The following is an 11830-nucleotide window of genomic DNA, read 5'->3' as shown; positions in this document are numbered from 1 at the left end:
CTGGCTGGGAAAGCGCGTGTCAGGCCTGGGGGGTGGCGAGCTCAATGTGCCGAGCGGACAGAAGCGCCGGCATATTGAAAAACGCCCACCCCAGCAAGAAAAAAAAGATAGCGGGTGAAAAACTGAATGCGCTGTTCGCTGAACGTGGGGAAACGCATACCCGTATGGCGCGAATGATGGCCGCGCCGCTCCAGTTCACGCCGGTCATCGGGCTCGCGACGGTCACTGGTGCGGCGCTGCAGTGGGGGTTCCATCCCGAACCGGCCTTGTTTTGTGAATTATGAGTGCGAAATCATCCCACTAATGACGGTTAGGGGCAAGGCGCCCCAGATCGCGCGCGTAGTAAATGGCGCTGAAGAAAAAAATGGCTGAAAGGATGATTTCGCCCGCGGCGAGCTGGGCAGAGGCGCCCTGATCTGACCATGCACGCACCACGCCCTCGGTGAAGTAAATCAGGATCAGCATGGATGCCCACTGGTAGGTATAACGCCTGCCGTGCAGGATGCCGAACAGAGGCAGCAGCAGGGGCAACACTTTAAGAATCAGCATCGAGCCGCCGGGCCTGAGCGGCGCGAGCCAGCCCTCCCACGCCACCAGTAGAAATATCAGCGCGATCAGGCTGGCAATGCTGGTGTAATGCAGCACGACGGTGCGCTTCATGAGCGGCATGCCTCGGCCATGGCGACCAGTGCGCGGCGCGCGTCCTGCGCATCCAGCACCGGCTGGCTGAAATCAAAGCGCAGCAGTTGTGCGTCGGCACGCACGTCGAAGCCGTCGGTATCGATTCCGAGCATCTGCGCCGAGCTCGTGTTCACGCCATGAAAATGGCGGCAATAAGCCATCAGGTTGTGTTGGTGATCCGTATTCATGTGCGCGATGATCGCGTCCTCCTGTGAGGCCAGCTGGTTATCTGGCGCGACAAAATGGGCGGCTTCGACCCAGTGGATCGCGCCAAAGCCGCCGATAAAACGGATGTGCGTGGGCTCAATCCGGTAAAAGAAAAAATCGTGTGTGGAAAAATAGTCGGCAGCACCCGGAAAATAGCGCAAATAGCGTGCCTTGGGCGCAGTCTGGTCTTCCATGCGGGCGCAATTGCCAACTACCGTCACGCGCGCGCTGGCTTGTATGTCGGCACCGGGATGGTGCGCCAGCAGGCTGACGCGCGGGTCGGCTTCGATGTTCTTGGTATGCTCGGCCAGCGTGCTAATCAGAATCACCGGGCGTGCCTGGTGGTCCAGTACAAACGGGGTTACCGAACCGAATGGATAGCCATCGAGTTTTTTCGACAGCGTAGACAATACCCCATGCTGTTGCTGGCGTAGCAAGCGTCGTGCGTCGGCGCTACTCATGCGGCCAGCTTCAATGCTGTTTGCGCCAGGCGTTTGCCGAGGGCAAATGCGAGTTTGCGCTCCTCTTCGCTGATCGGTTGATCATCTGCCGCTCCGGCCACATGGCTGGCACCGTAAGGCGTGCCGCCACCGCCGGTAGTGGTGAGCTCGGGTTCGGTATAGGGAATGCCGAGCAATACCATGCCATGGTGCAGCAGCGGCATCATCATCGACACCAGCGTGGTCTCCTGGCCGCCGTGCATGCTGGCGGTGGATGTAAACAGTGCCGCAGGTTTGCCCGCCAGCGCACCTTTCATCCAGAGCCCGGCGGTACTATCCCAGAAATATTTCATGGGCGCTGCCATGTTGCCAAAACGCGTCGGGCTACCGAGCGCGAGGCCGATGCATTGCTCCAGATCATCCAGTTCGACGTAGGGCGCGCCGGCTTCCGGCACCGGCGGGGCTGCCGTCTGGGTGGCGGGCGCAACTTTGGGTACGGTGCGAATGCGGGCCTGCGCGCCGGGTACGGATTCGATGCCGTGCGCGATAATCTGCGCCAGCTGTTTAACTGCGCCGTTCTGGCTGTAATAAAGTACGAGGATGTCTTGCATGGCATGTGTCCCTTTTCGTAGCTGCATTATATCGTCTGAAGTGTGCCTTGACGTACACGTCAGCTTCGGCAACACTCAAACGAATTCGTTCTAACCGGATCAGACTCATGCTGCGTTATTCAAATGTGCTGGCTGTCAGTGTGATATTGATGCTGGCGGGGTGCGCGACCGTGCCCAGCCAGGAAATGGCTGACGCGCGTACCGAGTTGCGCGCGGCAGAGGCTGTGGGCGCGGCGCGTTATGCGCCAGCGCAGCTCGCGGTCGCGCGCAGGCACCTGGCGGATGCAGAAAGCCGCCTGGAACTGGGTGACTACGCAGAAGCCCGGCGTAATGCCGAGCGTGCACGTATGGACGCCATTAGCGCACGCATCCAGGCACAGGCACAATGCAAGGAAGGCCTGCGCGATGCCGCCGCGTCGGAGCATTGAATTTGCTCAAAACTGCGCCTAACTGATTTCCTTGAACTCAAACAGATCGAAGTTGTGGGTGTGTTCCAGCATTTTGACCGGCAGTATGCTGCGGTTGGTTACAGCACTTAATTCGAGCGGAATGCCCGGTACATAAATTCCATGTGGCACCAATAGTTGCTGCGGCAGTTGCAGGATGGGGCTGGCTGGCAGCAGCAGGGCGGGCTGATTGGTGCGGATTCTGCCGGCGGCATTGCGTATCCATACCGGTTGCGGATTGGGTGACAGCATTTGCAGGCCGAATTCAATCCGGTCTGCCGGGGAATTACGCAACCAGCGCACCACGCCGATATTCCAGCACTGCAGCAGGGGCGAGCGTACCGCAACCACCTCGCCCACTTTCAGATTGACACTGGTGCTGTTTCTTTTATGCAGGGCCAGTCCGCTGGCGCTGTCATTGACCACTGTCCAGTGCGTTGCGATGGCGTCGGTACGATGATTGCGACCGAGAGCCGAGATGGTGCTGATGCTGATTTCGCCGCTGTCAAATGCGCTACGATGGGCTGTATCCGGGTCGCAGTCTGCTGCCAGCAGAAAGGTGTGAATTGCACGGATGCCTGTGCACAGTTCCACTGCGTCGTGGGCGCCACCGCGCCGATTGAAATAACGGGTCGGCGCGTGGCCCCAGTTGCGTACCAGACGCTGCAACAAACCCTGATAAGTGGCCTCATCTGCATAGCCCGGCAAGCCCAGCTGTGCAGCGGACTCGCCTGCCTTGAGGCGGGTGAGCAGCTGGTGTAAGCGGCGGGCGAGTTCCATGGTATTGAAAAAATAGTCATGGACGGGATCAGTTGTGCCGGTGTGGCGGAACAATGGCAGCGGCGGCTGGTCTGCATCCGGACTGATAAAAAACAGGCCGTCGGTCTGTAACGGCGGTGTCGGTGGCTGGATTTGTGCCACATCCCCATACAGCCGCAGCAGATCGAGCACCTTGCTGACCTCACCCTGGGTCAGGCGATATGGATCCGCCGTGGCAATCAGCAGACACAGGCGATAGAGCTGGCTGACGCTGGCGGGAGGCGTGTCGGCAATGACGTCATCCTGCACATTCTGGTGAATGGCATAACGGTAGATTTGGTGTATTTCTGACCACAACCCGGCGGGCACATCAGCATAACCTTCGTAACACAGGGTCAGCAGGCGTGAATTGGCAGACAAAATGCGCTGCATGGTCTGCGCCTGGTCTGGTTTGCCACGAAAGCTGAGGAGGCGGCCGCTGCTCGTCTGCAACACAATCTTGTAGCCATTGGCCAATTCGATCAGCAGCTCGCGTGCCAGCGTTGCCAGCTGGTGCTGCTTCTCTGCCAATGGCAAGGCTGCGCCACTGATTTGCAGCTTAATGGTGCTGGCCAGGCTGTGCACCGTGAGGCGATAAAGTTCCAGTAACTTCTGGCGCGTGTCCTCCGCCAGTACCTGGCGGTTTTGCGCAGCCAGAGACAGCAACAGCGCCTGCGCCGACGCGTGCAGATTGGCGACGGGTAAACGTTCCAGCCATGCCTGCAAGTGCCTGGGGCGCGTTTCGGCCAGGTGACTACGGCTCGGATCGGGCGCAGGAAGCGCAAGATTGAGGTGCATGGGCGGTCGATATTGTTTTAGGTGGGGTGCGAAAATTCTAGGGCTTATCCGCCGCTTTGTAAAACCGGCAGGCCACCTAATTGGCGGGGTCAGACAGGTATAATGCCACTGATGAGACAAACAAAGCGTTTTGAATGGTTGATTGGCGTGGTCGTATGGGCGCTGCTGCTGTATGCCATCCACCACTGGCTGGTGTTGCAGACGGTTTCTGTCGGCAGTCTGCAATGGAGCTATGGCCTGGGTTATGCCGTTTTGGCTGCGCTGGTGCTGGGTGCAGTCGCGCGCCTGCGTGTGACCGCGCATGCGCCGCTGTGGCGCATGCTGGCATTGCTGGTTTCGACTGCGCTGGCGGCACTGGAAATCAAACTGCAAGGCCATCCTCGCCAAGATGTTGTGATGTTGCTGGCGGCTGCGGTGGTGGGCGCGTCCGCGATAACAATCATTGCCAGGTATTTGCCGCGCAAGGTTTTGCGCCGCTGGTTTGGCATAGGGGAGCAAGTGTGAAATTCCTGGAATTAATGTTCGAAGCTGCATTGTGGCGCAGCCGGTATATGGTGGTGCTGGCTGTGGTGGCGAGTATGGCTGCCGCGGTCGCGGTCATGTACATGGCGACGGTGGATGTAGTGTATCTGGTCGGCCATGTCATGCATTACGCTGATCCGGGTCTGTCGGCTGAAGCACGCAAGCTGATCCACGACGAGACGATTACCCATGTGGTGGAGGTGGTGGATGGATACCTGCTCGCCACCTTCATGCTGATTTTTTCACTCGGGCTGTACGAGCTGTTCGTCAGCGACATTGACGAGGCACACGGCAGCCGCGCGTCCAGCAAGATTCTGGTGATCAACAATCTGGATGACTTGAAGCAGCGTCTGGCTAAAGTCATCCTGATGATTCTCATCGTCACCTTGTTCGCGAAAGCGTTGCAAATACAGATGAACAGTCCTTTGGACTTGCTCTATCTGGGTGCCGGTATTGCGCTGATCGGTGTGGCGCTGTACTTCACCCATGCTGCGGAATCGCGTGGCAAGGGGAGTGATGAGGCCGATGAAAAAGCGGGCTCCGGGCACTGAGCAAGAGGCTAAAAAACGGCCAGCGATTTTACCTGGCCGTCTTTATCGTTCCCGTGAAACGGAGGCTCAGCCTCCCCCGCCCGCGCTGCCCACACCGTTTGCCGCGGCCAACACCAGGGCATTGAATTCGGCCTCGCTCATCAGGTTACGGGCGGTGACAATCTCGCGTACCGGCTTGCCGGTTTGCTCCGATTCCTTGGCGATTTCTGCTGCCTTCATGTAGCCGATGCGGGTATTCAGCAGGGTTGCCAGTGCGACGCTGTCGTGGATGAAACGCGCGCAGCGCTCGCGGTTGACCACCAGCCCCTTGAGATTTTTCTCGGTGGCGGCGTTTATCGCGTTGGTGAGCCAGTCCATGGCATCGAACAAGGCTGAGCCGAGGGCCGGCATCATCACATTCAGCTCCAGTTGCCCGGCCTGGGTCATGTAGGCTACAGCGGCGTCCTGCCCCAATACCTGATAGCACACCTGGTTCAACATTTCGAACATCACCGGGTTGACCTTGCCGGGCATGATGGATGAGCCGGGCTGCACCGGCGGCAGGGTGATCTCGCCCAGCCCGGTGCGCGGGCCGGAAGCCAGCAGGCGCAGATCGTTGGCGATACGGGTCAGCTCCAGGGCAAGCCCGCGCAGCGCGGCGGACAGCGTCTGCATGTCAAACATGGATTGCATCTGCGCAGCCAGATCGCCCACGCCGATGGTTTCCCCGGTCAGCGTGGCAAGCTCGGCGGCCACGCGCCGGGCGTAATCGGGCGAAGTATTGAGCCCGGTGCCCGCAGCCGACCCTCCCAGCCCGGTCTGGCACAGCAGCGGGCGCACGGCGCCAAGGTTGGCCGCGGCGCGGCGCAGGGTCCAGGCGTAGGCGGCGAACTCGCGGCCAATGGTGGTCGGCACCGCATCCTGTAAATGAGTACGGCCGCTTTTGACCGTGTCATGCTCGCGCTCGGCGATCTGTTCAAACGCGGCTGCCATGGATTCGCTGGCCGCCAGCAGGCGCGGCAGCTTGGCCAGCAACGCCAGGCGGATCGCGGTGGGAATGGTGTCGTTGGTGCTCTGCCCCATGTTGACATGGTCGTTGGGGTGGATCGGTGCGTACAGGCCTTTTTCACCGCCCAGCGCCACGTTGGCAAGGTTGGCGATGACTTCGTTACTGTTCATGTTGTGGCTGGTGCCGGCGCCGGCCTGAAAGCGGTCCACCACGAACTGATCCAGCAGTTCGCCCGCCAGGATGCGCTCACATGCGGCTACGATGGCATCGCGCTGCGTGACTGTGAGCCAGTCCGGCTGGCAGTTGGCGCGCGCGGCAGCGAGCTTGATTTGCACATGGGCACGGATGAAGTCGGTATCCGGCATGCGCCCGGAGATGGGGAAATTTTCCACTGCGCGCGCAGTCTGGATGCCATACCAGGCGCGGGCTGGAACTTTAAACTTCCCCAGCGAGTCTTGTTCAATGCGATAGTCGGTCATGGTTCAATGGCGGGCAATTTAAACAAGTCTGGAATTATAGGAGTTTATGCATGTTGAAACGAATTTTGCTGTTGCTGGCCATGCTGGCAGTGACCACCACTGCCTCGGCATTCAGCCTGACCGACAGCAAGGGCAGGGTGCACACGCTGGACAGCTACAAGGGGAAATGGGTGCTGGTGAATTTCTGGGCGACGTGGTGCCCGCCTTGCCTGGACGAGATTCCTGCCCTGATCGCACTGTACGACAAGTATAAAAACACCCGCCTGGAAGTGATCGGTATCGCCATGGAATACCAGAATCCGAAACAGGTTCTGGACTTTGCCGATAGTATGTTTATCAGCTATCCAGTTGTGTTGGGAAACTCTAAGATTGCCGCACAGTTCGGTCCCCTCCAGGGCTTGCCAACCACCTATCTGTTCAATCCGGCGGGTAAACTGGTCGCCTATCAGGTGGGCGGGATTACCCAGCAGGCTGTGGAACGCTATATTGATAGCAAAGACGTCACACAAAAATAACCACCCGCAACATGCGGGGGATGAAGGAGACGGTGAATGTTACGTATTCTAGGATTGGCCTTGCTGATGTTCGCCACGACGGCTGTTGCAGAAGTGCGCGATGTGCAGACCTATTTTTTCCAGCCCAAGCTGGGAGATTTCAAGAGTGAACTGCAAACCGCGCGCCAGGAAGGCAAGACGGGCGTGCTCATCATGTTTCAGATGGCGGACTGCCCGTTCTGTGAGCGGATGAAATCCACCGTCCTCAACCAGTCCAGCGTGCAGGATTATTACCGCAAACATTTTCTGGTGTTCGAGCTGGATGTGAAAGGTGATACCCCCATGGTTGATTTCAAGGGCGCCAATACCACGGAGAAAGACTTTGCGCTTAAAAACCGCGCCCGTGCCACACCCACTTTCCTGTTTTTTGATACCAGTGGCGATCTGGTTACCCGCTACATTGGTGTGACCAAGGACGCGGACGAATTCCTGTTGCTGGGGCACTATGTGGTGGATGGCGTCTACAAGGACAAGCCGTTTGCAGTATACAAGCTGCAAGCACGGCAATGATTCATATGCGTCATCTTCTGGCGGCCCTGATGCTGGCCGGCACGCTGGTCATGACAGGCTCTGCCAATGCGCTGACCCTGGCCGAAGCGCTCGCCGCGGCCGATGAACCGCATCCCGACTTGCGCAGTGCCCAGGCCGATCTCGCTGCTGCCCAGGCCGACGAGCAGGCAGCGGCAGCGCGCCGGGATCTGACCGTCAACTTTGAAGGCATACTGCGCCAGGGGCGGCCTACCGTAGGACCGGATGCATGGAACGCCGACAACAGCGTACGCATCGTGGCGCGCAAAAACCTGTATGACTTTTCGCGCACAGAATATGCCCTGGGTGCGGCGCGAGCCGAGGCGAATGCGCGCCAAGATGCGCTGCTCGATACGCGCGACCAGCGCCGTCTGGACATCATGGCGCGTTACTTCGATGTGCTGCTCGCCGATCAGCAATATGCGGCCGACAACGAATTCATGGCGGTGGCTTATGTGGCCATGGACAACGCGCGCGACCGGGTCGAAGTGGGACAAATGTCGCGCCCTGATTTTGCCGTGCTGCAGGCGCGTTACCAGGATCTGCGTGAAATGCGCAACGCCAGCCTGGCACGCCAACGCGTCACGCGTGCGCTGCTGGCAAATGCGCTTAACCGTCCCGGCGTGTTGGCCTCCGACCTCGAAGACCCCAAGTTGCCCAACAACAACACCAAACTGCCCGAGTATGAAACGCTGTTGCCCTGGGTGCTGGCGCACAATCGCCGGATGCTCGTCCAGCAACAGCTGCTGGCCGCCGCACAGCAGCGCCTGGCCGGCCTGCGTCACGAGTCTTCGCCGAGTCTGGATGCGGAAATGGTGGCGGCAGACTACAGTCGCACTGCCATTACCCGTGATAGCGTCAGTGCCGGGCTGATCCTGTCCTGGCCGCTATACCAGGGCGGCCGTGTAGATGCCCGCATCGCGCGCGAGCAGGCACAATTTCAGAAACTGCAGGCTGGTGCTGACAGACTCAATATGCAAATTGCCCAGAATTTGCTGGAAACCCTGCTGGAAATCCGGCAACTTCAGGGTAGCAGCCGGCCTGCAGCCGAGGAGCAGATCAAATACCGCGACGTGGCACTGGATCGCAGTCGTGCAGATTACGAACTCGAACTCAAAACCAATCTGGGCGACAGCATGGCGCAGACCATGGTCGCTGCATTGCGTGCGCGGCGCGTGGAATATCAGCTGGCGCTGGCGCTGGCGCGGCTGGAGGCATTGGCGGGCAAGCCGCTGGCTGACATCGTGGCGCTGGCGGATAAACAACCAAGAGGATAAGCGTGATGAAAGCTCTATGGGCACTGGTATTTTTACTGGGCAGCGTGTCTGCATCAGCGGGGGAAGCTACCCGAATACAGGGCGTTCCGCTTACCACGCCGGTTTCGGGCGTGGTCAAAAGCGTGTTTGTCAGCGTGGGACAGCGGGTCAAAAAAGGCCAGCCACTGCTGGCGCTGGATGACACCATTTATCAGGCGCGGGTAATGGAGGCCGAAGCAGGTGTCGCACGCGCCAAGGAAGAAGGCCTGGATGCCGGACGCGATCTGGCGCGCGCCAAAGAGTTGTACAGCCGTGCAGTGAGCTCGACCACTGAACTGGATGCGGCCAGGCTGCGCAGCGCGCGTGCCGATGCCGTGTCAAAAGAAGCGCAGGCGCGCCTCATCATCGCACGTAAAAATCAGCAGGACAGTGTGTTGCGTGCTCCGTTTGATGGTGTGGTGAGTGCGCGCATGGCTGAACCCGGCATGTATGTGGCAACTGCGCTGCAGCCACCGACGCTGATTGTGCTGGAGAAGCGCTAAGACTAGCTGCGCGGAAGGGTAGTGTTCTGCGCGGTTTTGGTGAAGGGGCGGAAGGTCCAGTGTTTTTGCCAGGCGGATAGCACCATGGCTGGATATCCGGGCTTGCCCAAACTGCCATTGTAGCGACCCAGTGCGCGGTATAGATTGCCTTTTTCGATATCCAGATAGAGCCGCAGGATGTTACAGCCATAGCGCAGATTGGTGCGCAGGTGAAACAAATCCTGGTTGGGTGTGCCGATGGTCTTCACCCAGAAGGGCATGACCTGCATGTAACCGCGTGCTGCCACGCTGGAAACGGCATATTTCTTGAAGCCGGATTCCACTTCGATCAGCCCCAGCACCAGTTCCGGATCGAGTCCGGCGCGGGTGGCTTCGTAATACACCGTATTCAAAAAATCCACACGCTGCTCAGGATCAGGCATGCGTTTGCTGAGGCGTTGTGACATTTCGGCCAGCCAGGCTTGGCCATGCGGGTTGTCGAGAAAACTGACATGGGTGACGGGGGTATCCGCGACCGCTTTGCCAAGAGCAGCACGCACGCTGGCGGACATCGGCTCATAAATCTGGCCGCCTGCGTGCGCTGATAGCGCCCCCAGAAGGGCGCTGGCAGCGATCAGGATTTTGCCAAAAATAGTGAGTGTTTTCAAATTCATGTTGCCAGCATGTTGGTCAAAAATACGCCAGTTTCGGCTACCGGGATAGTGCGGGCCGCTTCATCGCGCCGTCCCTGGTATTCAATCAGGCCGTCTTTCAGGCCACGTTCACCGATCACCACACGATGAGGAATGCCGATCAATTCCATGTCGGCAAACATTACACCCGGGCGCTCGTTGCGGTCGTCCATTAATACGTCAATACCTGCCTGAAGCAATTCCCTGTAGAGATTATCGGCAGTTTCGCGCACAACTTCACTTTTTTGGTAACCGACAGGCACAATTGCCAGCAAGAATGGTGCCATTGTTTCCGGCAGCGTCATGCCGCGCGCGTCGAAATTCTGCTCGATGGCGGCGCCAACAATACGCGATACGCCGATGCCATAGCAGCCCATTTCCATGGTCTGCGCTTTACCGGACTCATCCAGATAACTGCACCCCATTGCTGCGGAATATGTGGTGCGCAGCTGGAAAATATGGCCGACTTCGATGCCGCGACAGATGTCCAGCGCGCCTTTGCCGTCCGGGCTGGGGTCGCCAGCGACGACATTGCGGATGTCCGCCACGGTGGGTTCAGGCAGGTCGCGGCCAAAGTTGGCTCCGCTCAAATGAAAGCCGTCCTCATTGGCGCCGCACACAAAATCAGCCATCGCTGCCACCGCGCGATCGGCAATGACCGGGATGCTCAATCCCACCGGGCCAATCGAACCAGCGCTGCAACCCGCTACTGCGCGCACCTGAGCCTCGCTGGCGAAACGGATATCCTGGCCGATGAGCCGGGCGGCTTTCACTTCGTTCAACTGATGATCGCCGCGCAACAGGAGGGCCAGTGGCCCTTCTGTGCCTTCCACGATGAGGGTTTTTACTGTCTGGGTTGGGGATATCTTGAGAAAGTCCGCTATTTCTTCGATGCTGTGTTTGCCCGGCGTCGGAATTTTTGACAGTGCTTGTAGGGCTGCTGGACGAGGTGCAGCCGGTGCCACTGCTTCCGCCAGTTCCACGTTGGCCGCATAGTCCGAATCCGGATTATACGCAATCGCGTCCTCGCCCGAATCCGCCAGCACGTGGAATTCATGCGAGCCGGAACCGCCAATTGCGCCGGTATCCGCAGCCACGGCGCGAAATTTCAGCCCGAGTCGGGTGAAAATACGCGTATAGGCCTCATACATGGCCTGGTAAGTCTGCTCCAGGCTGGCAAAATCGGCATGAAAAGAATACGCGTCCTTCATCATGAACTCGCGTGCGCGCATCACGCCGAAACGCGGGCGAATCTCGTCGCGGAATTTGGTCTGGATCTGGTAAAAATTCAGCGGCAACTGACGGTAGCTTCTGATCTCGCGGCGCGCGATGTCGGTAATGACTTCCTCGTGAGTGGGGCCGAAGCAGAAATCGCGCTGGTGACGGTCCTTGATTTTCAGCATTTGTGGGCCGAACACATCCCAGCGACCGGTTTCCTGCCACAATTCGGCAGGCTGCACCGCGGGCATCAGCAATTCAATCGCACCGGCCCTGTTCATCTCCTCGCGCACCACGTGCTCCACCTTGCGCAATACGCGCAAGCCCAACGGCATCCAGGTGTATAGTCCGGAGCCCAGGCGCTTGATGAAACCTGCGCGCAGCATCAGGCGGTGGCTGATGAGTTCGGCTTCGGATGGCGCTTCTTTCAGGGTGGAGAGGAAAAATTGTGAGACGCGCATGGTGTAAGCAGTCCAGTTGTTCGTAAAATGGTGGCAATTTTAACAGTTACGTCTGCGCCGCGTTTACAAATAGGATTTT

General features: G+C 58.9%; 15 protein-coding genes. 8 read left to right on the top strand and 7 right to left on the bottom strand.

Features of this window, described 5'->3' with window-relative positions; genetic code table 11:
- The first annotated feature begins 74 nt into the window (after positions 1-74).
- On the top strand, positions 75-284 hold the full coding sequence (locus GZH91_RS14670; protein WP_147070146.1) for a hypothetical protein: 210 nt from the start codon (positions 75-77) through the stop codon (positions 282-284).
- 16 nt (positions 285-300) lie between these two features.
- Here GZH91_RS14670 and GZH91_RS14665 read toward each other — a convergent pair whose 3' ends face one another.
- The 3 genes from GZH91_RS14665 to wrbA are packed head-to-tail and all read right to left on the bottom strand — an operon-like array spanning position 301 to position 1939.
- Positions 301-660 (bottom strand): DUF2069 domain-containing protein, encoded by a 360-nt coding sequence (locus tag GZH91_RS14665; RefSeq protein WP_147070148.1) that lies wholly within the window; start codon positions 658-660, stop codon positions 301-303.
- Positions 657-1349 (bottom strand): HugZ family pyridoxamine 5'-phosphate oxidase, encoded by a 693-nt coding sequence (locus GZH91_RS14660; protein WP_147070150.1) that lies wholly within the window; start codon positions 1347-1349, stop codon positions 657-659. Before GZH91_RS14660 ends, GZH91_RS14665 begins: the two co-directional genes overlap by 4 nt.
- Complete coding sequence (gene wrbA, locus GZH91_RS14655; protein ID WP_147070152.1) at positions 1346-1939, bottom strand: NAD(P)H:quinone oxidoreductase; 594 nt, start codon at positions 1937-1939, stop codon at positions 1346-1348. Before wrbA ends, GZH91_RS14660 begins: the two co-directional genes overlap by 4 nt.
- A 107-nt stretch (positions 1940-2046) precedes the next feature.
- On the opposite strand from wrbA, the gene GZH91_RS14650 reads away from it, so the two are divergent.
- Positions 2047-2367, top strand: coding sequence for a DUF4398 domain-containing protein (locus tag GZH91_RS14650; RefSeq protein WP_147070154.1), 321 nt, complete (start codon positions 2047-2049; stop codon positions 2365-2367).
- Between the two features lie 18 nt (positions 2368-2385).
- Here the strand turns inward: GZH91_RS14650 and GZH91_RS14645 are convergent, their stop codons facing one another.
- The gene (locus tag GZH91_RS14645) at positions 2386-3981 is read right to left on the bottom strand and encodes a hypothetical protein (protein ID WP_147070155.1); all 1596 of its coding nucleotides are present in this window, start codon (positions 3979-3981) and stop codon (positions 2386-2388) included.
- 111 nt (positions 3982-4092) lie between these two features.
- Here GZH91_RS14645 and GZH91_RS14640 point away from each other — a divergent pair, with 111 nt between their 5' ends.
- Positions 4093-4485, top strand: a complete 393-nt coding sequence (locus GZH91_RS14640; protein WP_147070156.1) for a hypothetical protein — start codon at positions 4093-4095, stop codon at positions 4483-4485.
- The gene (locus tag GZH91_RS14635) at positions 4482-5054 is read left to right on the top strand and encodes a YqhA family protein (RefSeq protein ID WP_147070158.1); all 573 of its coding nucleotides are present in this window, start codon (positions 4482-4484) and stop codon (positions 5052-5054) included. Before GZH91_RS14640 ends, GZH91_RS14635 begins: the two co-directional genes overlap by 4 nt.
- Positions 5055-5120: 66 nt before the next feature.
- On the opposite strand, the gene GZH91_RS14630 is transcribed toward GZH91_RS14635, so the two are convergent.
- Entirely contained in the window at positions 5121-6521 is a 1401-nt protein-coding gene (locus GZH91_RS14630) for an aspartate ammonia-lyase (protein ID WP_147070160.1), read from the bottom strand.
- Positions 6522-6571: 50 nt separating this feature from the next.
- On the opposite strand from GZH91_RS14630, the gene GZH91_RS14625 reads away from it, so the two are divergent.
- Genes GZH91_RS14625 through GZH91_RS14610 form a run of 4 tightly spaced genes read left to right on the top strand, consistent with a single transcriptional unit; the run spans position 6572 to position 9401 of the window.
- Positions 6572-7036 carry a TlpA family protein disulfide reductase gene (locus GZH91_RS14625; RefSeq protein WP_147070162.1) on the top strand — a complete coding sequence of 155 codons (465 nt, stop codon included), beginning with the start codon at positions 6572-6574 and terminating at the stop codon, positions 7034-7036.
- Between the two features lie 36 nt (positions 7037-7072).
- On the top strand, positions 7073-7585 hold the full coding sequence (locus GZH91_RS14620) for a thioredoxin family protein (protein ID WP_147070164.1): 513 nt from the start codon (positions 7073-7075) through the stop codon (positions 7583-7585).
- Between the two features lie 5 nt (positions 7586-7590).
- Entirely contained in the window at positions 7591-8880 is a 1290-nt protein-coding gene (locus GZH91_RS14615; RefSeq protein ID WP_223264456.1) for a TolC family protein, read from the top strand.
- Positions 8881-8885: 5 nt separating this feature from the next.
- Entirely contained in the window at positions 8886-9401 is a 516-nt protein-coding gene (locus tag GZH91_RS14610; RefSeq protein ID WP_147070168.1) for an efflux RND transporter periplasmic adaptor subunit, read from the top strand.
- Positions 9402-9403: 2 nt separating this feature from the next.
- Here the strand turns inward: GZH91_RS14610 and GZH91_RS14605 are convergent, their stop codons facing one another.
- A complete protein-coding gene (locus GZH91_RS14605; protein WP_147070170.1) occupies positions 9404-10054 on the bottom strand; it encodes a lytic transglycosylase domain-containing protein in 651 nt (216 codons plus the stop codon).
- Positions 10051-11751, bottom strand: coding sequence for a proline--tRNA ligase (locus tag GZH91_RS14600; protein WP_147070172.1), 1701 nt, complete (start codon positions 11749-11751; stop codon positions 10051-10053). The genes GZH91_RS14605 and GZH91_RS14600 overlap by 4 nt, the downstream gene beginning before the upstream one ends.
- Between the last annotated feature and the right edge of the window lie 79 nt (positions 11752-11830).

The organism is Sulfuriferula plumbiphila (assembly GCF_009938015.1).
In the GTDB taxonomy this organism is placed as follows: Bacteria; Pseudomonadota; Gammaproteobacteria; order Burkholderiales; family Sulfuriferulaceae; genus Sulfuriferula; species Sulfuriferula plumbiphila.
Note: the sequence above shows the minus strand (reverse complement) of the source record. Positions and strands in the feature narration are given on the sequence as shown.

Coding starts and splice junctions, on each gene's coding strand:
- GZH91_RS14650 (WP_147070154.1), top strand. CDS start 2,047: ATGCTGCGTTATTCAAATGTGCTGGCTGTCAGTGTGATATTGATGCTG.
- GZH91_RS14665 (WP_147070148.1), bottom strand. CDS start 660: ATGAAGCGCACCGTCGTGCTGCATTACACCAGCATTGCCAGCCTGATC.
- GZH91_RS14660 (WP_147070150.1), bottom strand. CDS start 1,349: ATGAGTAGCGCCGACGCACGACGCTTGCTACGCCAGCAACAGCATGGG.
- GZH91_RS14645 (WP_147070155.1), bottom strand. CDS start 3,981: ATGCACCTCAATCTTGCGCTTCCTGCGCCCGATCCGAGCCGTAGTCAC.
- GZH91_RS14625 (WP_147070162.1), top strand. CDS start 6,572: ATGTTGAAACGAATTTTGCTGTTGCTGGCCATGCTGGCAGTGACCACC.
- GZH91_RS14615 (WP_223264456.1), top strand. CDS start 7,591: ATGCGTCATCTTCTGGCGGCCCTGATGCTGGCCGGCACGCTGGTCATG.
- wrbA (WP_147070152.1), bottom strand. CDS start 1,939: ATGCAAGACATCCTCGTACTTTATTACAGCCAGAACGGCGCAGTTAAA.
- GZH91_RS14630 (WP_147070160.1), bottom strand. CDS start 6,521: ATGACCGACTATCGCATTGAACAAGACTCGCTGGGGAAGTTTAAAGTT.
- GZH91_RS14640 (WP_147070156.1), top strand. CDS start 4,093: ATGAGACAAACAAAGCGTTTTGAATGGTTGATTGGCGTGGTCGTATGG.
- GZH91_RS14600 (WP_147070172.1), bottom strand. CDS start 11,751: ATGCGCGTCTCACAATTTTTCCTCTCCACCCTGAAAGAAGCGCCATCC.
- GZH91_RS14605 (WP_147070170.1), bottom strand. CDS start 10,054: ATGAATTTGAAAACACTCACTATTTTTGGCAAAATCCTGATCGCTGCC.
- GZH91_RS14620 (WP_147070164.1), top strand. CDS start 7,073: ATGTTACGTATTCTAGGATTGGCCTTGCTGATGTTCGCCACGACGGCT.
- GZH91_RS14610 (WP_147070168.1), top strand. CDS start 8,886: ATGAAAGCTCTATGGGCACTGGTATTTTTACTGGGCAGCGTGTCTGCA.